At 67.5% G+C, this 25,994-nt stretch carries 16 protein-coding genes; 6 read left to right on the top strand and 10 right to left on the bottom strand.

Going from position 1 to position 25,994, the window contains the following annotated elements; genetic code table 11:
• Positions 1 to 9: 9 nt before the first annotated feature.
• Together IB257_RS13085 and IB257_RS13080 are read right to left on the bottom strand one after the other, a co-directional pair.
• A complete protein-coding gene (locus IB257_RS13085) occupies positions 10 to 6,183 on the bottom strand; it encodes an autotransporter outer membrane beta-barrel domain-containing protein (RefSeq protein ID WP_192492401.1) in 6,174 nt (2,057 codons plus the stop codon).
• A 113-nt stretch (positions 6,184 to 6,296) separates the two neighbouring features.
• The gene (locus tag IB257_RS13080) at positions 6,297 to 6,716 is read right to left on the bottom strand and encodes a RidA family protein (protein WP_125471240.1); all 420 of its coding nucleotides are present in this window, start codon (positions 6,714 to 6,716) and stop codon (positions 6,297 to 6,299) included.
• Positions 6,717 to 6,784: 68 nt separating this feature from the next.
• On the opposite strand from IB257_RS13080, the gene IB257_RS13075 reads away from it, so the two are divergent.
• From IB257_RS13075 to IB257_RS13055, 5 genes are all read left to right on the top strand, one after another.
• A complete protein-coding gene (locus IB257_RS13075; protein ID WP_119451909.1) occupies positions 6,785 to 7,396 on the top strand; it encodes a class I SAM-dependent methyltransferase in 612 nt (203 codons plus the stop codon).
• A 153-nt stretch (positions 7,397 to 7,549) separates the two neighbouring features.
• Positions 7,550 to 8,431 carry a ribose-phosphate pyrophosphokinase gene (locus IB257_RS13070; protein WP_192492400.1) on the top strand — a complete coding sequence of 294 codons (882 nt, stop codon included), beginning with the start codon at positions 7,550 to 7,552 and terminating at the stop codon, positions 8,429 to 8,431.
• 25 nt (positions 8,432 to 8,456) lie between these two features.
• On the top strand, positions 8,457 to 10,811 hold the full coding sequence (locus IB257_RS13065; protein WP_192492399.1) for a xylulose 5-phosphate 3-epimerase: 2,355 nt from the start codon (positions 8,457 to 8,459) through the stop codon (positions 10,809 to 10,811).
• Positions 10,812 to 10,837: 26 nt separating this feature from the next.
• Complete coding sequence (locus IB257_RS13060; protein WP_054452288.1) at positions 10,838 to 12,196, top strand: MBL fold metallo-hydrolase RNA specificity domain-containing protein; 1,359 nt, start codon at positions 10,838 to 10,840, stop codon at positions 12,194 to 12,196.
• The gene (locus IB257_RS13055) at positions 12,193 to 13,710 is read left to right on the top strand and encodes a thymidine phosphorylase family protein (protein WP_370540106.1); all 1,518 of its coding nucleotides are present in this window, start codon (positions 12,193 to 12,195) and stop codon (positions 13,708 to 13,710) included. Before IB257_RS13060 ends, IB257_RS13055 begins: the two co-directional genes overlap by 4 nt.
• A gap of 37 nt (positions 13,711 to 13,747) precedes the next feature.
• On the opposite strand, the gene IB257_RS13050 is transcribed toward IB257_RS13055, so the two are convergent.
• From IB257_RS13050 to IB257_RS13020, 7 genes are all read right to left on the bottom strand, one after another.
• Positions 13,748 to 15,955 (bottom strand): TonB-dependent siderophore receptor, encoded by a 2,208-nt coding sequence (locus IB257_RS13050; protein ID WP_054451801.1) that lies wholly within the window; start codon positions 15,953 to 15,955, stop codon positions 13,748 to 13,750.
• Positions 15,956 to 16,055: 100 nt separating this feature from the next.
• Positions 16,056 to 17,060 (bottom strand): siderophore ABC transporter substrate-binding protein, encoded by a 1,005-nt coding sequence (locus tag IB257_RS13045; RefSeq protein ID WP_192492398.1) that lies wholly within the window; start codon positions 17,058 to 17,060, stop codon positions 16,056 to 16,058.
• A complete protein-coding gene (locus IB257_RS13040) occupies positions 17,057 to 17,833 on the bottom strand; it encodes an ABC transporter ATP-binding protein (RefSeq protein WP_192492397.1) in 777 nt (258 codons plus the stop codon). Before IB257_RS13040 ends, IB257_RS13045 begins: the two co-directional genes overlap by 4 nt.
• Positions 17,830 to 18,777 carry an iron chelate uptake ABC transporter family permease subunit gene (locus IB257_RS13035; RefSeq protein WP_192352718.1) on the bottom strand — a complete coding sequence of 316 codons (948 nt, stop codon included), beginning with the start codon at positions 18,775 to 18,777 and terminating at the stop codon, positions 17,830 to 17,832. The genes IB257_RS13040 and IB257_RS13035 overlap by 4 nt, the downstream gene beginning before the upstream one ends.
• Complete coding sequence (locus IB257_RS13030) at positions 18,777 to 19,718, bottom strand: ABC transporter permease (RefSeq protein ID WP_054451809.1); 942 nt, start codon at positions 19,716 to 19,718, stop codon at positions 18,777 to 18,779. Before IB257_RS13030 ends, IB257_RS13035 begins: the two co-directional genes overlap by 1 nt.
• On the bottom strand, positions 19,718 to 21,472 hold the full coding sequence (locus IB257_RS13025) for an ABC transporter ATP-binding protein (RefSeq protein WP_192492396.1): 1,755 nt from the start codon (positions 21,470 to 21,472) through the stop codon (positions 19,718 to 19,720). The genes IB257_RS13030 and IB257_RS13025 overlap by 1 nt, the downstream gene beginning before the upstream one ends.
• Positions 21,466 to 23,268 (bottom strand): ABC transporter ATP-binding protein, encoded by a 1,803-nt coding sequence (locus tag IB257_RS13020; RefSeq protein ID WP_192492395.1) that lies wholly within the window; start codon positions 23,266 to 23,268, stop codon positions 21,466 to 21,468. The genes IB257_RS13025 and IB257_RS13020 overlap by 7 nt, the downstream gene beginning before the upstream one ends.
• A 142-nt stretch (positions 23,269 to 23,410) precedes the next feature.
• Between IB257_RS13020 and IB257_RS13015 the strand changes: the two genes are divergently transcribed.
• Positions 23,411 to 24,088 (top strand): TetR/AcrR family transcriptional regulator, encoded by a 678-nt coding sequence (locus tag IB257_RS13015; protein ID WP_175180674.1) that lies wholly within the window; start codon positions 23,411 to 23,413, stop codon positions 24,086 to 24,088.
• A 39-nt stretch (positions 24,089 to 24,127) separates the two neighbouring features.
• On the opposite strand, the gene IB257_RS13010 is transcribed toward IB257_RS13015, so the two are convergent.
• Positions 24,128 to 25,570, bottom strand: coding sequence for a M81 family metallopeptidase (locus IB257_RS13010; RefSeq protein ID WP_175160268.1), 1,443 nt, complete (start codon positions 25,568 to 25,570; stop codon positions 24,128 to 24,130).
• Positions 25,571 to 25,994: the final 424 nt, after the last annotated feature.

Raw genomic sequence — 25,994 nt, 5'->3', positions numbered from 1 at the left:
GCCGCTTGCTTAGAAGCGGTAGGCGGCGCGCAGGGTCAGGGACTGGTCGCGGTATTCCCCGTTGCCGCGCAAGGCGTATTCCGTCTTCAATTCCACGCCCTTGGGCGTGACGTATTCCAGGCCGGCCGACAGGTTGCCGTAGGTCCTGGGCATGCCCGACCGCAACGTGAAGGGCGTCGCGCCCTGTCCATTGAGCTGCATCGTCGTGACCACGTCGCCGCCGCTCAGAAAGCTCATCCCGCCGGCCACGTATGAGCGCAAAGTCGCGCCGTTGGCCAGGTCCTTGCGCCCGCCCAGCTCGATCATGGGCGAAGCCATGAACGAGGTCGTGTCGTTGCCGCGCACTTTCAGGTTCAAGGCGCCCGCGCCCTGTTCGCTATAGCCGTCCTGCCGGATATGATTCACGTCCAGATCCACATAGGGCCGCAAGTACCAGGACGGCTGGCTGAACTCGTAGGCGGTGCGCAGCCTGGCCGCAAGAAAGGACGACTCCGGCTTGCTCCTGGCCGTGCCGTCCAGCGTGCCGCGCGACATCCTGCTCTTCTCCACACCGCCGTGCACGGCAAGCGAGACCTGCCACGGCGCATTGTTGTACTTCAAGGCCAGGCCGCCCGCGTAGGTATCGCTGTTGCCAGAGAAGTCGGCGGCCGACGTGGTCTTGCCATACGCATAGCTCAACGAACCGCCCAGGAACCAATTGGTGGCGAACTCGCGTTGCGCGCCCAGCGTGAGCGTGCTCTGGCGAACGCGGTACCCCTCGTCGTCCGAGGTGGCCTTGCGCTCGGTCCAGTTCGTGTCCAGGCGGGTCCAGACGCAATCGCCCTCGCGCAGGATCGTGCTTTCGCCGACGAAGGCCGGGCAGCTCATCATCCGGTTCATCGACGCGTAGGAGGCATGCATCTGGTTGGCGGCGCGGGCGAACTGGCCGTCGTGGGCGATGCGGTTCAGGGCGTCGCGGTACTGGTCCGCGTTCTGGACTCCCGTGAACTTGTCGAAGGTGGACGCATCGCTCGCTTTCCCCTGGTCCCACAGCGTCTGCAGGGAATTCGCGATCCGCGCGCGATCCGCGGAAAGCGGCAACGCCGCGGGCGTGAAATTGGCATCCACGGAAACGAGCGGGTCGCGCAGGGAGCCCGCGCCATTGTTCTTCAGCGCGTAGCTGAACAAGGGACTGTCGCTGGCGGTCGCGGGCATGCTGGTTTGCGCAGCGGCGAAATGGCCTATTCCCAGCCATACATTCTTCACGGGATTGTGCAGCACCGGCTTGACGGTGCCTGCGAAGGTCGATGCGCCCGTCACCGAAATGAAGTCGCTGTTATGGCCGCCGAAATTCAGATCGGGCCGGTAGGTTCCCGTATGGTTCAGCGCGCCCGTGATGCGCGTGGTCGTGTACACGCCCGGTCCGCCCGGATTCAGGAGGCCGGCGCTGTCCAGGTTGCCCTGGAAGCGGGCGCCGCTGTACAAGGCGCCGCCCGCGTTGTTGTGGAAGAGGCTGCCGCCGCCCATGAGCACGTCGCCCGCCACGGTTCCGTTGTTGTTGACGACGGCTGCGCCGGCCACGTCTATGGCGGTCTGCGCCTGGATGACCCCGGCGTTGGTGATGGTGGCGCTGGCCAGCGGCGCGATCGCCAGGATGCCCGTGCCGGATGCGCTGCTGGCGCTGACCAGGGCGTTCTGACCCAGGTTGATCGAGATGGCCCGGCCTCCGCCATAGGCGCCATTGCTGATGGCGACCACGGCCGGCGAATTGGCGCCGGTGGCGACCACCTGCGCCGCGTAGCCGATGTCCACGCTTACCGGCCCGCCATAGGCCGGTTCGTTGCCGGGAGTGCTGTACTGATAGAGGCTGCCGTCCTTGAACACGCCGCCCCCGCCCACGCTCATCGCCAGGATCGCAGGCGCGTTCGCGCCCGAGGTCTGGACCGTGCCTCCCGTGCCGATGGCCACGTTGACGGCCCCGCCATTGCCCATGCCGCCAGTGAGGCCGGCGTTCTGTATGAGACCGGTCGTGTAGTGCGCGGCTGACTGGTCGCCCGCCAGCCCGCCGCCGCCGCCCACGCTCTGCGCCAGTATCCCGGCGGCGCCGCTGCCCGAGGTGACGATCCGGCCCGCGATCGACAAGCTGACGACGTTCCCGTCACCGCCTTGCGCGGGAGACGAGACGGGCTTCAAGGTCACCAGCCCGGGCCGCGTTGCCAGGCCGGCGATGCCGCCCCCGCCGCCTATGCTTTGCGCGACGATGCCGTGCGAATTTACGCCAGCGGTGACGATGCTTCCGCCCACGTCCTGCGTCACGCTGACCGTTCCCCCCGGGCCGGCCATCGGCGCGCTGGAACCGAACGTGATGTTCGCCACGCTCGAGGCGGGCCCCGAGCCGTTGTCCATCGTCACCAGGCCGCCGCCGCCGCCCACGCTCTGCGCCAGCACGCCGAAGGAAAGCGCGCCGTGGGTCGCGATGCTGCCGCCCAGGTTCGACACGGCAACCGTGCCGCCCGCGCCGTTCACGCTGCTCGAAAAAGGGCCACCCGTATCGGTCGCCGCGCTTCCCACCCGGATATCGACGCCGCTAAGCGCCGCGCTGGACGACACCGCCGCCATGCCGCCCCCGCCGCCCACGCTTTGCGCCAGAATTCCCGGCGCAAACCACCCTTGCGTGGCGATGCGGCCGATGTTGTTGGCGACGCTGACCGTACCGCCGGCAACTTGGGCCAGGCCGAATCCGCTGCTGTTGTTCGACGGATAATCGCCGCCCAAGGTGATCGACAGGGACGCGTTCTGCTGGATCGCGGCCAGGCTGGCGTTGCGCAAGGCGAGCGTGCTGACGCCGCCCCCTCCCCCCACGCTCTGCGCCATGATCCCGGCGGAGCCGCCCGCGCCAGTCGCCAGCGTCCCGCCATGGCTGACGTTGACCGCGCCGCCCATACTCGTCGTCATGCTCTGCCACGAGTCGCCCGTGGCCCCCAATGCGACGGTGGCGGCGGTCTGGCTCCACAGGAACAAGGGCCGGTCGACCATCGATATGCCGCCGCCTCCGCCCACGCTCTGGGCCAGGATGCCGGGCGCCTGATAGCCCTGCGTGCTGATCCGGCTGGCCGAGGCGCCGGCGTCGACCGTGACCGCGCCGCCCGCGCCGCTGGCCCCGGCCACGCCGCCGTTGCGCACATTGATCAGGGATCCCAGCAGCAATCCGCCCTTGGTTCCCAGGATGCCGACGATGCGGGTGATCTTGTCGATGATCTCGGGCGCCTGGCTGCCGGCGCCCGCGGCCACGACAGCCTGCAGGTCCTGTCCGCTGGCCGCGCTTCTGCCGCCGCCACCGCCGATGCTCTGGGCGACAATGCCTGCCGAGCCGCTGCCTTGCGTGGCGATCGTTCCCGTGTTGGTGACGATGGCCGGATTGGACGCGCTGCCTCCGCCCGCTCCCGCCGCGCCGCCGTTGCCGCCGGTCTGGTGGGTGATGCTGGTCTGCGGCAACGCGACCGTGAACAGGTCCTGCGCGCCGGACTCGGCGGCCTTGATCAGCGCATCGATGCTGGACAGCAGCGTGGACGCCCCAGCCGAATCTATCGCCCCGGCATTGCCGCCACCACCGCCGATGCTCTGCGCCAGGATGCCCGGCGCCTGGTCTCCCGCCGTCGCGATGGCGCCATCGTTGCGCACGTCGAATGCGCTGGCAGCGCTACCCGCGCCGCCGTTGCCGCCGGTCGTGACCCCGACGGACAGGCTGACGGCCTTGCTGAACGCCAACTGCGGCCCTTTTTCCAGCCAGTCCGCCGCCTTCTCCAACAGGCCGGCGAGACTACCCGGCGCGCCCAGGATGTCGTTGAAACTGGCAGCGTCGTGCATCTGGACGATGCCGCCATTGCCCCCGCCCCCGCCTATGCTTTGCGCGACGATGCCCGCCGACCCGGCCCCCGCCGTGGCAATGGCGCCGGTGCCGGCGTTCGCTGCCTGCACCCGGCCGCCGCTGCCGCCTTGCCCACCCTGCCCGCCATGCCGCACGGACAGTTGCAGATCGATCAGCGAATTGCCGATGACCGGCGTCTTGACCGGCGCCAGGACCCCGCCGCCATTGCCCCCGCCCCCGCCTATGCTCTGGGCCACCACGCCATTGCTTTGCGCGGCCGAGGTACGGATGCCTCCTTCATTCGTGACCAGCGCCGTGCCGCCGTCGCCGCCCCCTTGTCCCACGCCGCCGTTGGACACTGCCAGCGTGACCGCGCCGCTCGGGTTGTCGCCCAGCTGCGGCGCGATCGTGACGACGCGGGAATTCGCCAGCCCGCCGCTGCCGCCGCCCCCGCCTATGCTTTGCGCCAGCACGCCATTGCTGTGCGCGCCCATGGCCGTGATCGTGCCCTGGCGGGCTTGCGTGAATGACACGGTGCTGCCGGAACCGCCGCTGCCGCCCTTGCCGCCCGTCGCCACCGTCACGTTCAGCCCCACGCCCACGCCGACCGCATTGGCCGAACCGCCGCTGCCGCCTCCGCCGCCTATGCTCTGGAGGATCACGCCCGAAGCATTGCCCGCGCGGGTCAGAATCCTGCCTTGCGAGGAAAACTGGATCAGGCCGCCGTTGCCCGCCGCGCCGCCGGTGCCGCCAATGGCGACCGACGCGATCACGCCGGTGCTGTTGGCGTCGCCGCCCACGCCGCCGCCTCCGCCTATGCTTTGCAACAGCACCGCCGCGCTGTTGTCGCCCGAGGTGTCGATGCCGCCTCTGTTGGCCATGGCGATGCCGCCTCCCGCGCCGCCCGTGCCGCCATGCCCGCCGCCCACGGCGATGATGCCGTTGCTGGACGAAGCCAGCCCGCCGCCGCCGCCCGCACTGTTGGCAATGACGGCGGCCGCATCGTTGCCGAAGGTGCTGATGACGCCCGCATTGGTGATGGAGATCGCCTGGCCCGCAACCGCGCCCGCGCCGCCGTCCCCGCCCCGTCCAAAAGCGCCGCTGGCGCCCCCGGGGCCGCCTTCTCCGCCCAGCACGCTGGCCACGATGCCTTTCGCGCCGACGCTGCCGTTGCTGCCAGCCGTGATCTTCCCCGTATTGACGATCGAGATGGCGCCAGGCGATCCGCCCGCGCCGCCGTCGTGTCCGCCGGACCACGAACCGTTGCCGCCGTTGCCGCCATTGCCTCCCTGGGTCAGCGCATAGACGCCGATCCCCCGGTTGCCGTCGGTCCTGATGGCGCCGCCGTTGGTCACGCTGACCTGGCCGGCATTGCCGCCCGCCGCGGCCTTGGTGTCAACGCCATTGGACGTCGACGCATTGCCGCCGATGGAACGGGCGATCACGCCGTACACGCCGTCGCCGTGGCCGCTGACTGACGTTCCGGCCGAGGACGTGAACATGACCGTCGAGGCATCGCCGCCCCGGCCCGCATCGCTATGCCCGCCGAAATCGCCCGTGTGCTCGGCCGCGCCCGCGGGTCCGCCCGACGAGATCAGACCCACCGCGGCACTGACATCACCCGGCCCCGGTCCGCGCGCCGTCACCGAACTCGTCCCTTGCAGTATCACGGACGCGAGTCCGGCGCTGCCGCCGTGGCCGGACGTGTAAGCGCCGCTGAAGCCGTCGGCGATGGCGCTGTCAGTCCCCGCGCCGCCCCAGGATTGGACCGCGACGCCGAACCCCGTGCCCATTACCGTAGCGTTGTCGAGCGTGATGCGCGCCTGATGCCCGTCGCCGCCGATGCCGTAACCGCCATTGGGTCCGTCCGCATTGCCCCACAGGCCGCCATTGCCGCCCGCGGAATACAAGTCTATTCCGCGGCCAGCAGCGTTGACCGTGCTGGCCGACAAGATGTAGTCGATGATCCGCCCGCCGCCGCCATTGCCCCCCCAGTGATTTTGGTTGGCATCCCTGCCGTTGCCGCCATGGCCGCCGCTGACGTCGATCAGGATGCCGGTCTGGCCGGCCCCATTGGCGCTGATGCGCTGGTTGCGGTCCGTCTGCACGAAGTCGCGCTGGCCCCATTGGCCGTCATGGCCATTGTTGGGATGATTGCCGCTGGAACAACAGGCGCCGTCGGCGCCGCGCAGTTGATAGGACAGCGGCGCGGTCTGGGAGAACGCCGGCCGCCCGAAGACGTAGAGGACGGAGATTCCCGCATGCAAAAGCAATGCCAGCCTGGAAAGCCGCAGGCCGTTGCGGCCGGGCTTTGGAATATCTTGCGGGGAGATCATGGCTGCAGCGGCGGAATTGGGCAAATTGAGAAATTCGCCGTTCACCGCGCGCCGTACAAGTCCAAGATGACGAATCAACCATCCCGGCTGACGAGTCGCCGCTTCCGGCCCCCCTATTTCGAATCGCGCACCGCCGCGACCACCTTGATCTCCACCGCCAACCCGGGTCGCGCCAGCGCGGCGACGCCGAGTATGGTCCAGGCCGGGAACTCGGACCGTATGTACTTTTCCTTCACCGCGCGGAACCCGGCAAGGTCCGCGCCGATGTCGACGTGATACGAGACCATTTCGACCACGTCGGTAAAATCGAGGCCCAGATGGCCGAGCACCGCGGCGATGCGCCGGAACGCCACGTCGGCTTGCTCCGCAGCCGATTCGGGCACGGAACCGTCAGCGCGCAATCCGATCTGCCCGGCGATGAAAACCAGCCCATTGGCCGTGACCGCAGGCGAGTACTGGAACAGGTCGAAGATCCGGTTGCCGCCAAAGGCGGGATCGTCATCGGGAAGGCGCAGGCGCTCGATCTTGCTCATGGAAGTCCTTGTGCAACGCGGGCGTTGCTCGCTTATCGGGATTTGCAACTCTACTAGGGAACGCCGCGATGTCCACCTCCCCCGCCGACAACGTGATCACGCTGTATCGCGAACATGCCGACGCCTTCGAGAAACTGCGCGGCACGCAGCTGGCCGAACGCGCCTGGCTGGACGCGTTCCTGGATCTGCTGCCCGGCCCCGCTCCCCAGGTGCTGGACATAGGCTGCGGCAACGGCGTCCCCATCGCCCGCCATCTGATCGAACGCGGCTGCAGGCTGACCGGCGTGGATGCCTCGGACGCGATGCTGGCGAGGGCAAGAGCCTCGTTCCCAGGACACAGCTGGATTGAAGCGGACATGCGCAGCCTGCCGCCCTTGCGGCCCTTCCAGGGGCTGATCGCCTGGCACAGCTTCTTTCACCTGCGGCCTGAAGACCAGCGGCCCATGTTCCAGACCTTCGCACGCCTTGCCGCGCCGGGCGCGGCGCTGATGTACACCAGCGGAACGCATCTAGGGGAAGCCATCGGCCGGTTCGAAGGCCAACCGCTCTATCACGGCAGCCTGGACAGCGCGGAGTACCGCGAACTGCTGCGCCAGGCCGGCTTCGAAGTGGTGCGCCACGTGGAAGGCGATACGACCTGCGGCGGCGCCAACATCTGGCTGGCGCGGCGGCATACATAAAACCTTTGAGTTACATCAAGGTTTGACCGGCCGACAACGCCGGCAAACGCCGCCCCTGCGCCATAATCAGAATGCCGCGGCCCCATTGGGGCTGCGCGGGGCCCACCCGGCCTCTTCGGTTTCCCTTACCTCGATCAGGCGGACCCGGCATTCATGCAAAGACTTATCCTCCCGCTCCCCGGCAACGAAGGATTCGCCAAGCGCCTTGCCGCCCTGTGCCAAGGTGAACTCGGCGCCGTCGAGACCCGCCGTTTTCCTGACGGCGAAAGCTACGTACGGCTGCATGGCGACCCGCGCGGACGCGCCGTCGACATCGTCTGCACGCTGGCCCGGCCGGATCCCAGCTTTCTCGGCCTGATCTTCGCGGCCGACACCGCGCGCGACCTGGGCGCCACAGAGGTCAACCTGATCGCGCCCTATCTGGCCTATATGCGCCAGGACAAACGCTTCCAGGACGGAGAAAGCGTGAGTTCGCTGTCGTTCGCGCGCCTGTTGTCGTCGACCTTCGACCGCCTGCTGACGGTCGATCCGCATCTGCACCGGCATCCGTCGCTGGCGGCGCTGTACACCATCCCGACCACCACGCTGCATGCCGCGCCGCGGCTGGCCAGCTGGATCGCCGGCAATGTGCAAGCGCCGCTGATCGTCGGCCCCGACGAGGAAAGCGAGCAATGGGCCGGCTCCATCGCCGCGCGCATTGGCGCGCCACACGTGGTGCTGCGCAAGACCCGTCACGGCGACCGCCAGGTCGACATCGAAGCGCCCGACCTCTCCGCCTGGCGCGACTGCACGCCGGTGCTGGTGGACGACATCGCCTCGTCCGGCCGCACCCTGGTGACGGCCGCCGGCAAGCTGGCGGGCATGCGGCCGCCGCAATGCGTGGTGGTGCATGCGCTCTTCGCCGAGGACGCCTGGTCCCAGGTATCCGCCTGTTTTGAACGCGTCGTTTCCACCGACGCAGTGCCCCATCCCAGCAACCGCATCGAACTCGCGCCCTTGCTGGCCAATGCACTCCTGCGCGACCTGCGCGATTGATCACCCGATTTGAAAGGAACCCGCGATGACGCTACGCGAGCATTGGCTATCTGGCTACGGCCCCATCCAGCACCGCGCTGAAACCGTCGAGCGCATCGATGCGCTGGTGCAACGCCTGGCGGCGAGCGGCCGCATCGCCAGCGCGGACGATGCCTACGCCATGCTGGCCGCGGCCGACCGCCTCAGCTGCGCCGCCATGAACGTGGTGGCGCACATGACCTACGCACGCCGCATCGACCTGAACGGCGCGCCGCTGGCCGCCGAAGACTTCAAGCCCAACCCCGAAGGCCATACGGGCGGTTCGCTGAACATGGCGCCCGCCTTCGTCGCCTACCTGCTGGCCAACGCGTTGAGCGGCAAGACCCGCGGCTGGCTGATGGGCCAGGGCCATTGCGTGGCCGCCATCGAAGCCGTCAACGCCCTGACCGGCGACGTGTCGCCTGCGCAGCGCGGCCGCTATGACCGCAGCGAAGCCGGGCTGGGACGCCTGATCACGGACTTCTATTCCTACGCCATCGACGCCCGGGGTTTGGCAGCCGTGCCGCTGGGCAGCCACGCCGGCCCCAACACGGCGGGCGCCGTGTCGGAAGGCGGCTACCTGGGCTTCGCCGGCCTGCAATACGTGCACATGCCGCTGCCGGGCGAAAGCCTGGTGGCCTTTCTGAGCGACGGCGCGTTCGAAGAACAGCGCGGCTCCGACTGGGCCACGCGCTGGTGGCGCGCCGAGGATTGCGGCCAGGCCGTGCCGGTCATGATCCTCAATGGCCGCCGCATCGAGCAGCGCACGCAGATCGTGCAGGAAGGCGGCGCGCATTGGCTGGCCGAGGACCTGCGCCACAACGGCTTCGATCCGCTCATCGTCGACGGCCGTGATCCGGCGGCCATCGCCTGGGCCATCCTGGCGGCGGAAGACGCGCTGGCCGCAAGCCTCGCGGCGCCAGGCTTCCAGTACCCCGCCCGGCTACCCTACGTCATCGCCGAAACCGAAAAGGGATTCGGCTTTCCCGGCGCCGGCACCAACGCCGCGCACAACCTGCCGCTGGGCGGCAACCCTCATACTGACAGCGCGGCCCGCGAAGCTTTCAACGCCAGCGCGGCCCGGTTGTTCGTCCCGGGGCCGGAACTGGACGCGGCGCTGGCGGCGCTGGCCAATCACGGAGCGCAGCAACGCCCGCTGGAAAGCGGACACCCCATGGCGCACCGGCATCCCGATGCGCCTGCCCTGCCCGAACCCGCCTGGGAAACCGCAGGCGCCCAAGGCAGCGCCATGGCGGCGCTGGACCGCTGGTTCGTCGAACTGGTGCGGGCCAATCCGCGCCTGCGCGTGCGCATCGGCAATCCGGATGAACTGGCCAGCAACAAGATGGGCGGCACGCTGGCCTTGCTGAAGCACCGCGTCGACCATCCGGAGGCCGGCGTGGCCGAAGACCAGCACGGCGCCGTCATCACCGCCCTGAACGAGGAAGCGGTGGCAGCCGCCGCGCTGGCGAACAAGGGCGGCCTGAACCTCATCGTCAGCTACGAGGCCTTCGCGGTGAAGATGCTGGGCCTGCTGCGCCAGGAAATCATCTTCGCGCGCCGCCAGAAGGAACTGGGACAATCCCCTGGCTGGCTGTCAGTGCCGCTGGTGGTCACCTCCCATACGTGGGAGAACGCCAAGAACGAGCAATCGCACCAGGATCCCACCATAGGCGAAGCCCTGCTGGGTGAAATGTCCGATACCTCCCGCGTGCTCTTCCCGGTGGACGGCAACAGCGCCGCGGCGGCGCTGCGCGCGGTCTACGCGCAGCGCGCGCAGGTGGCCTGCATGGTCGTGTCCAAGCGCGAGGGCACGCAGCGCTTCGACGCCCAGGCCGCGCAGACGCTGATCGAACAGGGCGCCGCGCACGTCGCCGGCGACCCGAAGACCAGCGTGCTGCAGTTCGTCGCCATCGGCGCGTACCAGCTCGAAGAGGCGTTGAAAGCCCGCGCCCATCTGGCGCGGCAGGGACGCGAGTGCTGCGTATCCGTGGTGCTGGAACCTGGCCGACTGCGCACACCGCGCGACGAGCTCGAATCCGCTTTTGTCCTGTCCGACGAAGCCGTCCACGCGCTTTTCCCGCCCGGCCTGCCGCGCGTGCTGCTGTGCCATACGCGCCCCGAACCCATGCTGGGCGTGCTGCGCCGGCTGGACGGCGGCCCGGCCCGCACCCGGGCGCTGGGCTACATCAGCCGCGGCGGCACGCTGGACGTGGGCGGCATGCTGTACGCCAACCGCTGCACCTGGGCGCATGCAGTAGATGCGGCCGCTGCCGTCGCGGGCTGGCGCCGCGTAGACGTGCTGGACGCGCCGCGCCTGCAAGCCCTGGACGGCAAGGGCAATCCCGCCGACCTCGCCTGATCATTCTGATGCTGCACAAGGAAACCATGCTCACACTGACCTGCCTGGGTGGAGCCGGCACCGTTACCGGCTCCAAGCACCTCCTGAGCCACGCCGACACGCACCTGCTGATCGACTGCGGCCTGTTCCAGGGCCTGAAGAACCTGCGCGAACTCAATTGGCAGCGGCTGCCGCTGTCGCCCGCCGACATCGATGCGGTGGTGCTTACGCACGCGCATCTGGATCATTGCGGCTATCTGCCGCGGCTGGTGGCCGAAGGCTTCAAAGGCAAGATCCACGCCACGCCCGCAACCCGCGACGTCGCCGAGCTGATCCTGCTGGACAGCGCCAATCTGCAGGAAAAGGACGCCGACTTCGCCAACCGCAAGGGCTTTTCCAAGCACAAACCCGCGCTGCCGCTCTATCGCGTGGTCGACGCCGAACGCGCGCTGACGCATTTTTCCGATGTAGCGCTGCACCAGGAAACCGCCTTGCCCGGCGGCGCGAAGCTGACCTTGCGCCGCGCCGGCCACATCCTGGGCGCAACGACCGCGCAGATCGATATCGGCGGCATGCGCGTGGTGTTCTCGGGCGACCTGGGCCGCTACAACGATCCAGTGATGCACGATCCCGAGCCCGTGCCACGGGCCGACTACATCGTCATCGAGTCCACCTACGGCAATCGGCGTCACGACCCGGCCGATCCCGTCGAAGCCCTGGGCGCCGTGATCGAACGCACGGTGCAGCGCGGCGGCACGGTCGTCATTCCAGCCTTCGCCGTCGGGCGGGCGCAGACCCTGATCCATGCGCTGTGGAAGCTGCGCCAGGCCGGCCGGCTGCAGAACATCCCGGTCTACCTGGACAGCCCGATGGCCACCAGCGCCACCGAACTGCTGGACCGCCATGCCGGCGAGCACAAGCTCTCCCCGCGCGAATACGAGGCCGCCTGCTCGGCCGTGACCTATGTGCGCGACGTCGAAGAATCCAAGGCGCTGTCGGCCAACCGCTATCCCAAGGTCATCATCTCGGCCAGCGGCATGGCCACCGGCGGCCGGGTGCTGCACCATATCGCCGCCTTCGGCAGCGACCATCGCAATACCCTGCTTTTCTCCGGCTTCCAGGCCGCCGGCACGCGCGGCCGCAAGCTGCTCAATGGCGCGACTGAAACCAAGATCTACGGCCAGTGGACGCCCATCAATGCCGAGATCGCCGAACTGCCCATGCTGTCGGCGCATGCCGACAGCGACGAACTGATGCGCTGGCTGTCCGGCTTCCAGGAAGCGCCGCGCCGGGTCTTCATCGTCCATGGCGAACCCGAGGCCTCCGAAGCGCTGCGCGAACGCATCGAGCGCGAACTCAGCTGGCATGTCACCGTCCCGCTGCAAGACCAGAGGTACGAGCTGTGAGCAGCGTGCCGGAACTGAAGCCGCCCGCGCTGCGCGCCACGCGCATGCGCCTGCACGCGCAGCATCAGCCGATAGCGCTGATGCGCGCGGACTGTCACGTCTGCCGTTCCGAAGGCCTGGCGTCGCGTTCGCAAGTGCTGATCACCTCGAACGGCCACGAAGTACAGGCCCAGCTCTACCAGATCGACAGCGACCTGCTCGCGCTCGACGAGGTGGCGCTGTCCGAGGAAGCCTGGGACGCGCTGGACATACGCGACGGCGACAGCGTGCAGGTCCGCCACCCGCCGGTGCTGGAGTCCCTGGCCGGCGTGCGCCAGCGCATCTACGGCCGCCGCCTGGGCGAAGAGGATCTTGCCGCCATCGTCCGCGACGTGGTGCGCGGCCGCTACACCGACGTGCACCTGTCGGCCTTTCTCACCGCCACGGCCACGCTGCCGCTGAGCGTCGACGAGACCATCTTCCTGACCAAAGCCATGGTCGAAGTCGGCGACCGCCTGAGCTGGCAGGCGCCGATCGTGGTGGACAAGCATTGCGTGGGAGGCCTGCCCGGCAACCGCACCACCCCGCTGGTGGTCGCCATCGCCGCGGCCAACGGCTTGGTCATGCCCAAGACCTCGTCGCGCGCGATCACTTCGCCGGCGGGCACGGCCGACACCATGGAAATGCTGGCGCCGGTGGACCTGGGCATCGAGCAGCTGCAACGGGTGGTCCAGGCCGAGGGCGGCTGCATCGCCTGGGGCGGCGCCATGCACCTGAGCCCGGCCGACGACATCTTCGTGCGGGTGGAGCGCGAACTGGACATCGACACCGAGGGCCAGCTGATCGCCTCGGTGCTATCCAAGAAGATCGCCGCCGGGGCGACGCATGTGGTGATCGACATCCCCGTCGGGCCCACCGCCAAGGTCCGCAGCCGCGAGGCTGCGGAACGCCTTGCCGGCCACCTGATAGAAACCGCCGCGCATTTCGGCCTGACCCTGCGCTGCCTGTATACCGACGGCAGCCAGCCCGTCGGCCGCGGCATCGGCCCCGCGCTGGAAGCCCGCGACGTGCTGGCCGTGCTGCGCAACGACGCCGATCAGCCGCAGGACCTGCGCGAACGCGCCGCTCTGGTTGCGGGCGCCGTGCTCGAAATCGGCGGCGCGGCGCCGCCCGGGCAAGGCATTGCGCTGGCGCTACGGACCCTGGACAGCGGCCAGGCCTGGGAGAAGTTCGCCCGCATCTGCGCCGCCCAGGGCGGCCTGCGCGAACCGCCACAGGCCGCGCAGGTCGAACCTCTGGTCGCGTTGCAAGCCGGCCGCGTGACCCATATCGACAACCGCAAGCTGTCGCGCCTGGCCAAGCTGGCCGGCGCGCCGGAACGGCCTGCAGCCGGCGTGTCGCTGCACGCGCGGTTGGGCGATGAAGTCGCGCGCGGGCAGCCCTGGCTCTATCTCCATGCGCAGACCCGCAGCGAAATGGCCTATGCGCTGGAGTATGCGCGGCACGCCGGGGATATCGTGACCATCGAAGCCTGAAGCGGGCGGCAGCGCCGCCCGCCGTTCAGCCGCCCGCCTAGAATTCCATCGAGGCAGACAGCATGAAGGTGCGCGGCGCGCCCAGCGCCAGGCTCGACAACTGCGGCATGCCCCAATAGGCCTTGTTCGTCAGATTGTTGATGGCGGCTCGCAGCACGATCGGGCGCTCAGCCACCTTGGTGGCGTAGCGCGCGCCTACGTCGTAGGTGGTGCGTCCCGCCACCGATAGCGAATTGTCGGCGCTGATGTACTGTTTGGACACGGCGGTTGCATTGGCCGTCAACGTCAGTCCCTGCACCGCCGGCACATCCCATTCCACGCCCAGCTTGCCCTGGAGCTTGGGAACACCGGTCGCCTGCTTGCCCTCGTTGGCGGCGATGGCGGTCTTCGTGACCTTGGGGTCGATGTACGCCACACCGCCCATCAGGCGCACACCACGCATCGGTTCGCCGAAAAAGCCCCACTCCACGCCCTGGTTGCGCTGTTCGCCGCCGAACGAGAAGACGTTGGTGACGGGGTCCGTATAGCTGCTGGGCCGCTTTATCTCGAACAGGCTCACGGTATGGGTGAAATCCCCCAGATCGACCTTGACGCCGACTTCCGTCTGCTTGGTCTTGTAGGGCGGGAACACCTGTCCCGCGTTGGCGGCGGTGACCGGCGCGGTCTGGCCCTTGCTCAAGCCTTCGATGTAATTGGCGTACACCGAAACGTTGTCGGTCGCCCTGATCAGCAGCGCGGCGGCGGGCGTCGTGGCGCTGGCGTCATAGCGGCTGGTCCGCGCCCCGGTCGTGACGCTGTAGCTGTCGGTGCGCACTTCCTGCCGCCGCGCGCCCAGCGTCAGCTGCACCCGGTCCTCTGCGAAGGACAAGGTATCCGCCAGGCCGTAGCTCACCAGGCGCGTCTTGCTGTGCAGGATCGGCGGCCAACTGGTATCGGGGGCCGGCCCCCACACAGGGTGGTAGATGTTGGTGACCCAGTCCGCCCCCGGCACCGTTCTGCGGCCGTAGTCCCGCTGGTTGTCCGAGTAGTACGTGGCATTCAACACCCACTGGTGCTTGATGCCGCCGGTCTGCAATTTGCCGCGCAAACCGGCTTCTCCGGACGTCTTTTTCACGTTCATGTTCAATTGGCCCATCGAGGTGCGATAGTCCCCCGCCTCATTGAACACCTGCGCCACCATGGCGCCGTTGTAGGTGTATTCGGACCGGCTGGTGCCGATGGCGGCGTAGGCCATCAGGTTATCGCTGACATCGAATTCGCCGCGGATCATGGCTGCCTTGTCCTGGTTCTTCACATAGGCCCAGTCCGGATTCAACAGGGTTTCAGGCTTGGGCGGCTTGGGCACGCCTATGCCAGGCGCCAGATTGATCCCTCGGGTCACGCCGTCCACACGCTCATCGCTGTCATACATGTCTATGGAAACGCGCGCGCGTTCGCCGCGCCAATCCAGGCCCAGCGCGGCCAGCTGCGCCTTTTTCTTCTGGTTGTCGACCGGGCCGTCGCCGTCCCTATACACACCATTGAAGCGCAGGCCGAACTGCTGGTTCTCGCCGAAGCGCCGTCCCAGGTCTATGTGCCCGCCGAACTGCGAGTCCGACATGTAGGTCGCCGTCAGGCGCGTCAGGGGATCGGCGCCCGCGCGCTTGGGCACCAGGTTGACGGTACCGCCGACGGAACCGCCTGGCGGCATGCCGTTGAGCAAGGCGGACGGACCTTTCAGGACTTCGATGCGCTCGAACATTTCCGGCGTGGTCCGGTAGTACGGCGCCATGCCGAACAGTCCGCCAAACGAAATATCGGTAGTGCTGGAGCTGAAGCCGCGGATCGAGTAGTTTTCGCTCCAGGCGCCGGTCACGCCGTTGCTGAACACCGAAGGATCGGTCCGGGCGATTACGTCGGTGATGTCCTGCGCCTGCAAGTCCTCGATGTACTTTTCCGTGTAGCTGATGACGGAAAATGGCGTCTCCATCGAATCCTTGTCGCCTAGAAAGCCCACGCGGCCGCCGTAGGTCACCTGTCCGCCGGCATAGGGCGCGGCGGGCGCTTCGGCCTGGCCCGTGACAGTCACTGCCGGCAGTGTTTTCACTCCTGCCTCGGCCGCCTGCTGGGCCCACGCCGGCGATGCCGCGCCGACGCTCAGTCCGAGCAGCGCCGCGGCGAGATGGTTGAGGGAAAAGCCAGAATGCGCGTGCCGCACCCGCGATGGCAGGCGTGCGGCGCGGCCGCTATGGCGACGTTTGCTCATGAAGTGCTCCGTTCGGTTGAGCTTGGGGCCGCCTGCGAAATAAGGCGACTGGGAATCATTTACATATGGACCGGCAATTTCCCCCGATCCCCGGACTGCATCAGTTCTGATAGGCCTTGAGAACGTCGTCGATCATGAGCGCCAGCGACTGTGCGCTGGCAGCCATGACGTACCAGGCTTGCGCATCGGCGAAGACCACGCGGCCGTTCTGCCAGGCGGCGGTCTGGCGCAAGAGCGGATTGCTCAAGCTCTCGGCGTTCAGCGTTGGCCGGCGCTCCATCACGGCAGTGCGATCCACCACGTAGATGATGTCGGGGTTGGCCTGCTGGATGAATTCGCTGGATATCGGCTGGCCATGCAGGCCGGCCTCCGCGTCGGGACTCGCAGGCTTCACGCCCAGGGCCCTGAAGATGAAGCCGTAGCGCGACTGGACGCCGAAGGAACTGAAGGCGCCGTTGTTGTGCAGCACGATGAGCGCTCTTTCGGGGCGGTCCTGGATGAGGCGCTTCGCCTCCTGAACCTTGGCGTCCAGCGCGGCGGCCTTGTCGCGTGCCAGGCTTTCCTTCTCGAAGATCCGTCCCAGCGTGATGAGGTGATCCTTGATGATCTCGATGTGATTGGCTTCGCTGTCGCGGTAGTCCACGTCGAAGTGGATCGTCGGCGCGATCTCGCTCAGCTCCTTGTAGTGGTTCGCCTGCAGCGAGGTGATCAGGATCAGGTCAGGCTTGGCCGCGTGCACCCGTTCCAGATTGGGCTGGACGATCGCGCCCGTGTCCTGCACATCCGCGGCGTTCTTGTATTTCTCCAGAAAGTGAGGCACGAAGTCCTTCGGCATGCCGGCGACCGGAACGTCCAGCTGATCCAGGAAATCCACCTCGTTCATGTCCAGCGCGACCACGCGCTGCGGCAGCTTGCCGATCACCGTGGTTCCCAGCTTGTGCTGCACAGCGACGGGTTGATATGCCCGTTGCGCCGCGGGGCTGGTGGCGGCCGGCTGCGCCGCCTTGGACGATTCCGCCGCCTCCTGCCCGCAGCCCTGCATCACGGCCGTCGTGGCGGCCAGCAGGGCAAGCGCCCATGCCCTGCGCCCGTGCTTGAGGATCATTTCAGTTCTCCTGATGGATTGAAGTAGTTGCACAGGCGTCCGCGTGCGCCTTGCGTGATCTCGAAGTCCAGCCCATAAAGTTCCCGCAACCGGTCCTCGGTCACGACTTCGGGCACACTGCCGGCGCAATGCACCGCCCCGGCCTTCATTGCAACGATGTGGTCGGAATAGCTGGCCGCAAAGTTGATGTCGTGCACCACCAGGATCACGGTGCGGCCGTGCTCGTCGCACAGGCGGCGCAACGCGCGCATGATCTGGACCGCATGCTTGATGTCGAGGTTGTTGAGCGGTTCATCCAGCAGCAGGCAGTCCGTCTGCTGGGCGATCGTCATGGCCAGGAACGCCATCTGGCGCTGCCCGCCGCTGAGTTCGTCGAGATAGGCCGTGCGTAGCGGTTCCAGCGAGAGGAACGCAATCGCCTCGTCGATCACGCGGTGGTCTTCCTGCGTCAACGCGCCGCGGCTATATGGAAACCGCCCGAAGGCGACGAGATCCTCCACCGTCAGGCGCAGATTGAAATCGGGCGATTGACGCAACGTGGCCACGCGCTTGGCGTAATCGCCGATACGGATACCCGATGCCCTGGCGTCCTCGATCAGGATCTCGCCCTCGCTCGGTTCCAGCAGCCGCCCTGCCATCATCAGCAAGGTGGTCTTGCCCGCGCCATTGGGGCCGATGAGCGAGGTCATCCGCCCGGCGGGGAACTGCAAGCAGACATCGCGCAGCACCGTCTTCGGGCCATAGCTCTTCGAGAGATTCTTGATCGTGATCATGCGGTGCCTCGCGAGCGCGCCATCAGCGCCAGGAACCAGGCGCCGCAAACCAGGTTGACCAGGATGCCGACGCTGGTCCGGTAGTTGAAGAGATGTTCGACCGCAAGCTGCGCCAGGATGAAAATGCCGACCGCGATAGCGCAACCGGCCGACAGCGTGGCGCGGTGCCGGCGCGTGCGCGTCAGGGCATAGGCGGTGTTGGCGACGAAGATGCCCATGAAGGCGGTGGGTCCCAGCAGACTGGTCGACACCGCGACCAGCACCGCAATCAGCGCCAGATGCAGCCGCAAGACGCGCTGATAATCCACGCCCAGGGAGATGGCCTGATCGCGTCCCAGCGAGATCACGTCCAGCGCCGGCAACGTCTTGACTCCAGCCAGGCACACGCCCGCGACGACGATCGCGGAAACCAACAACTGGCCCGGCTCCGCCTTGTTGAAGGAAGCCTGGGTGAAGCCGAGCAGAATGGAGAATTCGCCAGGACTGGTCTTCAATTGCACGAACTGCGTGAAGGTGCCGATCACCATCGTCAGCACCAGCCCCACCAGCAGCAGGAAGTACACGTTCTGCCTGCCATCGCGGAACAGCCAGCGGTGGATGATCCACGAATAGCCCAGCATCAGCAGCACGGACAGGAAGAAGTTGCCGTTTGCGCCCAGCAGGACCAGGCTCTGCGCCCCCATGGCCAGGACCATCAGGGATTGCAGCAACAGGTAGACGGCTTCGTAGCCCATGATGGCCGGCGTCAGGATCCGGTTGCCGGTGATGGTCTGGAACACGATGGAAGACCACGCGATGCAGATCCCGCCGACGAGCATGGCCGCAAGCCGGGCAAGCCGCTTGGGAATGATGTAGTCGAAGTCCAGGTTGGAACGGAACAGCAGGAAAGCCAGGGCCAATGCGATGACCGTCACCCATGCCGCCTGCCGGGGAACCGCGCGCATCACCGGTGCCTCCAGAAGATCAGCATAAGGAACAGGATGCCGCCCACGCCGCCCGCGGTCAGGCCGATAGGCACTTCGAACGGATAGATCAGAAGGCGGCCCAGGATGTCGCAGGCCAGCAGCAGCGTCGCGCCTCCCAGCGCGACGACGGGCAAGGTGCGACCCAGGTTGTCGCCGTAGCGCAGCGCGACCAGATTGGGGATGACCAGCCCCACAAAGGGAATAGCCCCAACGGTAATGACCGTGGCGGACACGGTGACGGCCACCAGGATCAGCCCCAGCGCCACGGTGGCCCGATAGTTCAGGCCCAGGCTCGCCGCCATGCCTTCGCCCATGCCCAGGACGGTGAAGCGGTGCGCGTACAGATAGGTCAACACGACGATCGGCAGGATCAGGTAGATGATCTCGTAGTTGCCCTGCACGATCTTGGAAAAGTCGCCCAACATCCAGCCCTGCATGCTCTGCATGATGTTGTTGCGATACGCGTAGAACTCCGCCAGGGCGCTCAGCACGCCGCCATACATCAGGCCGATCACGGGCACGAGCACCGTATTCTTGAACTTGATGCGGCGGACGACTGCGACGAAGAGCAGGCTGGCCGCGAAGCAGAAGCCCAGCGCAAACAGCATCCGCGCCGCCGGCCCGGCGGCAGGCATCGACAGCATCGACACCAGGATGCCCAGCTTGGCGGCATCCAGTCCGCCCGACGTGGCGGGCTCGACGAACTTGTTGCGCACGATGTGCTGCAGGATCACGCCGCAGACGGCCAGCCCGATGCCCGTCAGCACCAGCGCCGCCAGGCGCGGCAGCCGGCTTGCGGTCAAGGTGAGCCAGGCATCGCCCGACAGCGAGTACAGCTGCGGCCAGGCGATCTGGCGCGCGCCCACCAGCAGCGACGCGCCGCAAAGCACGATGAACAGGCCGACCAGGCTGGCACGCATCAGGCGTGCGCCCCTGCAATGCGCCAGCCGCGGGCAGCCTTGCGCTGATCCAGGAACTGCGCGTACCGCCCCTGGCTCTCACGCAGCGCTGCGGGCGTGCCTTGCTCGGCGATCCGTCCGTCCTCCATCACCACGATCTGGTCGGCCATCGCCACGGTGGAAAGCTGGTGCGCGATCACCACCAGCGTGCGCTTCCCGCGCAGCCGCGCCAGCGTCCCGGTGATGATGGCCTGGTTCTCCGCGTCCAGCGCCGCGGTCGCCTCGTCCACCAGCATGATGGGCGCAGGGTTGAGCAGCGCGCGGGCGACGGCGATGCGTTGGCGTTCGCCGCCGGACAGCCGCGCGCCGCCCTCGCCTACCGGCGTGTCCAGCCCTTGCGGCAGGCGCGCGGCGATGCCGTCCACGCCGGCCTGGTTGGCGGCCTCCATCAACTCGGCATCGCTGCAGCCCGGCCTGCCGGCGCGGATGTTTTCGGCGATCGATCCCGTGAACAGATAGTTGTCCTGGAAGACCTGGCTGATCTGGCCGGCCAGCCTCAAGCTGGAAATCTGCCGCACGTCCACGCCGCCGACCAGCACGCCGCCCTGGTTCACGTCGAAGAAACGCGCAATCAGCCGCGCCAGCGTGGTCTTGCCGGAGCCGGACGCGCCAACCAGGGCAACCATGCTGCCCGGTTCGATACGCAGATTCACACCTTGCAGCACCTCGGGCGCGTGATCCGCGTAGCGGAAATGCACGTTGCGCAATTCGATCGAAGCATCGCGCGGTTCCTGCGGCGCATCGGACTCCGGCAGCGGCGGGACGGCATACAGCGCTTCGATGGCGTCGAGTTGCCCGCGCGCGCCGCGCAGCACCTCCCCATAGCCGACCACCTCCAGCAACGCATCGATATAGCGGACCGCAAGCATCAGCGCGACGATCGCGGCCACGATCTGTCCGGTTGCCAGCGGGTTGCCCAGGATGCCGTCGAGCCACCAGGCTGAGGCGGCCAGCAGGACGGCAAAGACGGCCTGCACGGCCCAGACGTTGAGAACGGCCGCCCCGGCCGACAGCCAGATCACCCGCGCCCCGGACGCGCGCTGTTGTTCCACTGCCTGTTCGAGCAGTCGCGTGCCTCCGCCAGCTCCGTTGAACGCGCGCAGCACCGACTGGGCCTGCGCGAATTCGACCATGCGCTGGCTGGCATCGGCAAAGCGCTGCTGGAAAGCCTCATCCGCGCGCCGCGCCAGTCTTGCCGTGAGCGCCAGCAAGCCTGCCAGCAACGGCAGCGCCGCCAATGCGATCAGGCCCAACAGCCAGTGCTGCGCAAACAGTGCGACGACGAGCACCGCTGGCGTCACCACGCCGGCGATGACGGGCGTGAAGACATGCGCGGGGAGCTGGGCCACAGACATCATGCCTTGCGTGACGACGTGCCCGAGACGGGCCGTATTCTGCGGCGTGAACCAACCCACGGGCAGGCTGGCCACATGGTCGCCGAGGCGATGGCGGGCGTCTTGCAGGATGGCGACGCCCACGCGCACGCCGGCCCGCTCCACATGGCGCCGCAGGCCCCAGCAGACCGCTACCCCGGCCAGCAGCGCGGCCAGCCACGGGGCGGCAGCCTTCACGTCCGCTTCAAGCAGATGCGTGAGCAGCGGCGCCAGCGCGGTAATGGTCAGCCCGCAAAGCACTCCATAGGCCACGGCCATCCAGCCGTAGCGGCGCAGGACAGGCGCGTCCTGGCCCAGCAACAGCATGAAGGTCTTCAGCATGCGGCCACCTCTTTGTCATCGGAGTTTTCGTAGCCGCCCTGCGCCCACAGCCGGGCATAACTGCCGCCTTGCGCCAGCAACTGCTCATGCCGGCCTTGTTCGACGACGGCGCCGTCCTCGACGACCAGAATGCGGTCGGCGTGCATCACCGTATCCAGCCGGTGCGCGATCACCATCACCGTGCGCCCCCGGGCGAAGCGCGACAACGCGCCCTGGACCGCCGCCTCGTTGCCGGCGTCGGCCGCCGCCGTGGCCTCGTCCAGCACCAGCACGGGAGGATCCAGCAGCACGGCGCGCGCAATGCTGGCGCGCTGGAGTTCGCCGCCGGAAAGCTGCGCGTCCTCGCCGATTACCGAATCGTAGCCGCGCGGCAGCGCCAGGATGCGCTCATGGATATTGGCGGTGCGGGCGGCGTCCTCGATCTCTTGCTGGGTCGCGGAGGGCCGGCCCAGCGCGATGTTGTCGCGCACGCTGGCATGGATCAGGCGCACTTCCTGCAATACGAAGCCCACGCGCCGGTAGAGCTGCGCGCTCGCGATCCGCCTGAGATCGGCGCCGCCCAGCGTGATGCGCCCTTCGTCGGGGTCGAAGAATCGCAGCAGCAGCCGCGCCAGCGTGGACTTGCCCGCGCCCGAGGGCCCGACGATGGCGGTGACCGTGCCGGGTTCCAGCGTGAAGCTGATGCCCGACAGGGTCCGGCGCTCCCCGCCATAGGAATAACCCACGCTCTCGAACCGGACTTCATGGCCCTCGGGGATTTGTTCCTGGCCGGGCGCCAGCGGTTCCAGCACCGGCGTCTCCAGCAGCGCCTGCACGCGCTGCGCGGCGCCCGCGGCGCTGCCCAGGTCGTGCAGCAGCGTATGCAGCAACAGCACCGGCGCGCATATTCCCGGCGCCACCAGCGCGAACGGCAGCACATCCACCGGCGCCATCCAGTCCAGCCCGACGAACAAGGCGCCAAAACCCAGCACCACGCCCAGCACCGTGACCGGCGCGATCATTGCATGGGCATGCGCCATCGCCGCCACCAGCGGACGGGTAAAACTGGCAAACGCCTCGGCGAAGGCGTCGACGGCCTCGCGATAGCCGCGATGCGCCTTGCCTGCATCGCCGAATGCCTTGACCACGGGGATGCCGCCGACGAACTCGACCGTTGCGCCATTGAGGCGCCCAAGCCGCTCGACGAATTCCTGCATGTTCGCCCCGCCGGCCTTCATGGCCCGGCGCAGGAACAGGAAGAAGCCGGGGAACGGCAGCAACGCCGCCAACGCCATGCGCCAGTCCTGCGCGAACAGGTAGATGACCGAAATCGCAATAGCGCCCGCGGCGCGCCCCACCGCCGTGTAGAAATGCGCGGCCAGGCTGTGCAGCGTGCCGATGTCGTCCTGCATCGCCTGCTTGACCTCGCCCGACGCCCTGCTGGTGAACCAGCCCAGCGGCACCTGCGACAGCCGCTGCGCGGCGGCCAGGCGCAGTCGATGCGTAAGGCGGTTATCGGCCAGATGAGCCGTCAATTCGCCGGCCGAGATCAGCGCCATGCCGGCGAACATGCACGCCAGGCTGGCGACGACAGTCCACCAGATTCCTGGCCAGGCTTGAGCGGTCGCGGAAGGCTCGGCGCCAGCGAGGACGATACGGGCAATGTGCGCGATCCCCGCCAGCGGCGCCAGAGTAAGCATGGTGCCCACCGCGGCCAGCGCTGCGGCGGCCATCAATTGCCCGCGTACGGGGGCCAGCACCAAGCCTAGCGGACCGGGTTTCCCAGGCTTGGCCGCGGCTGCTCCTGAACTGCTCATGAAATCGACTTACCCAGATGTTGGTGATAATTATTTGCATCACTATAAACTAAATTCTCGAATTAGTTTCATGTCAATAAACTAAATAAATCGGGCCGGGTTAAAGTGAAGGCTGAATGACGCCAAGGAACCAGGAACAGCCATGACACCGCCAGAGCGCCGACCAGCGCGGGGACGCCCTCCCACCATCACCCGGGAGCGGATTGCCGATGCCGGCATAGCGATGGGCCTGCCGAACATCACCTTCGTCGGGCTCGCGGCGGCACTGGGCGTCAGCCATATGGCGCTGTACAAGCACGTGCCCAGCCTGGAGGAACTCAAGCGCCTGGTCGCCGAGGAGATCTTCAAGCGCTGGCAGATACCGCAAGCCTGTAGCAACGACCGCGGCGAACTGAAGGAATACCTGACCACTTTCGCCGCGTCCGTGCGCGAGTTCGTCAAGGCGCACCCAGGCGTCACGCCCTACGTGATCCGCAGGCTGGCTGCAACGCCTTCCATGCTCGCCAAGATCGACGACCAACAGCGGCACATCGCCAAGGCCTACGGAATTTCCAGGGAACAGTCCCGCATCCTGCTGGCGACGGTGGCCTTTCACGGCATGGCGGTGGCCGACACGGTGTATTCGGTCGCCGGGCTGGAGCCGGTCGTGGAGGCGGAACGCGCGGCTGAAGAATCCGAGATGGAAGTGGAACTGGACCAGGGCATGCAGGCGCTGATCATCGGCCTGCTCGCCATGCTGGATAACGGCCCCCCGCGGTCCGACGCCGCCGCGCCCAAGAAGCGCGTCCCCGGACAGGAAAGAAAGCCGTCCAAGGGCTGAGGGCCGGCCGCGCGGCCCATTGCCGGAATGGCAATCCCGCTACGCAATCGGCCACTTCGGCAGCCTGGCCTTGCGGTACGGCAAGCTGCTCCAGTCCGGACTGGCGGAACCGGGCGCGGCCACGTACAACACCGCCTTGGCCAAGGGTGCGTACCTGGCGTGGAAGTGGTGCGCGGACTTCACCACGATCAGGCGCTGCGCCGTCAGGTCGCAGCCCAGCTGGGTAAAGAGGTCCGTGTGATAGGCCTGTGTACGCAGCGAGACCAGGACGACCAGGATGCCGTCCACGTCGACCAGCGCGCAGTCGCCCAAGGCGATGCGGGTGTTGGAGTTACCCGTCATGTACATGTCCGCATGCGTCGCCACGACCCGGCAGCGCGCGTCCACGGGGCTGCCGGACAACGGACCGACCTTGCCGCCGATACGCAGGTCCAGCTCCGCGCCGGGGCCGGCGTCGAACGCAATGCGCGCCGCAACCGGATCCCACAAGGGACCGATGGCGGCATTGCGTATGCCGCGCTCGCGCATCCTGGCCAACAGATAAGTGGAGTCTCCGGCTGCGCCGCTGCCGGGATTGTCCGAACGGTCGGCCAATACGATCGGCCCGTCGCCATGGGCCAGCGCTTCATCCAGCGCCTGGTCCACGCTGCGGTAGGACACCATGAGCTGCTCGCGCATGCCGATGAGTTCATCGGCCAGGCGGCGCGCCAGCGCTTGCGCGGCGCTAGCGTCGCCATTGGCGTAGACCAGCACCTTGGTGCCCATTTCCGGCACGTCGCCGGTGGCGAAGCCCTGCGCCGCCGAGATCGACAGGATGCCGTCGCGGCCTTCCAGCGCCTTGATGCGGCTGACGAAGCCCTGCGCCGGTTCGCGCGTGGTGTGCATGGGCACGATCATTTCGCAGTCGACCAACGCCGCGACGGGTCGCGTGCGCCCGGCCTGCGCGTCCAGGCACAAGGCCAGCAGGTCCTCGGCGCGCTCCAGTACATCGGTGTGGGGATATTCCTTGAACAAGACCAGCACCGTGGCCTGCTCCACCATCAGCGGCGTGAGATGCGCGTGCGGATCCAGCTCCGCGCCCACCACCACGTCGGGGCCGACGATCTCGCGCACGCGGCGCAGGATGTCGCCCTCGCAGTCGTCGTAGCCGTCGGCCACCATGGCGCCATGCAGACCCAGCAACACCATGTCCACCGGCAGCGCCGCGCGCAGGTCGGCCAGCAACTCGTCTCGCAAGGTTTCGTAGGCCGCGCGCGTGGTGGTGCCGCCCGGCTGGGCCGAAGCCACCAGCCCTTCGACCAGCGTCCAGCCTCCTGCGCTTGCGCCTTGGCGCGCAACCCATAGCGGTCCGGCGTAGAACGTCATATGGTCGGGATGCGTGCCGCCGGGAAGATACTCGCGCGACTTGAACGCTGCGAGGCCGGTAGGCAAAGGCGAGAACGTATTGGTTTCGGTGGCGAGGGCGCCGGTGAATATGCGCATGGGGCGACTCCAGGGCGCGGCGCGCCGCTAGCGGTTGAAGGGCGACGGCCTTGCGGCTTGCCCGCCGGCCAGGAACAGCTCCAGATTCTGAGCGCCGCCAGACCCGCCCACAAATTCCAAATCATGAACTGTCCATAACCTTTCATATGCGCGTGGAAAGGCTTTCGGCCGGCCTATCGTTTTCCCTTAAAAGCAGCCGATCTGCGCGCTTTTCGCCGCGATTTTCCCCGAAAAAGCGCACACCATAACCTTGGGTTATCCATGGGAACACGTTAGCTATTTGTGCCTCGCTGGTGTGCCGCCGATCATCCGCGATACGGAACGCAGTGCCTCTCTCATGTGGCGGCAATGACGGACATCCGATCCATACAAGGGGAAAACTATGTCGTCGACCTGGACCGCCGCGCGCGCCGCGGCGCATGCA

Source organism: Achromobacter sp. ACM03, from assembly GCF_014851665.1.
Lineage (GTDB): Bacteria > Pseudomonadota > Gammaproteobacteria > Burkholderiales > Burkholderiaceae_B > Achromobacter > Achromobacter aegrifaciens.
The sequence above is the reverse complement of the archived record's forward strand: the minus strand, read 5'-3'. Positions and strand labels throughout refer to the sequence as shown.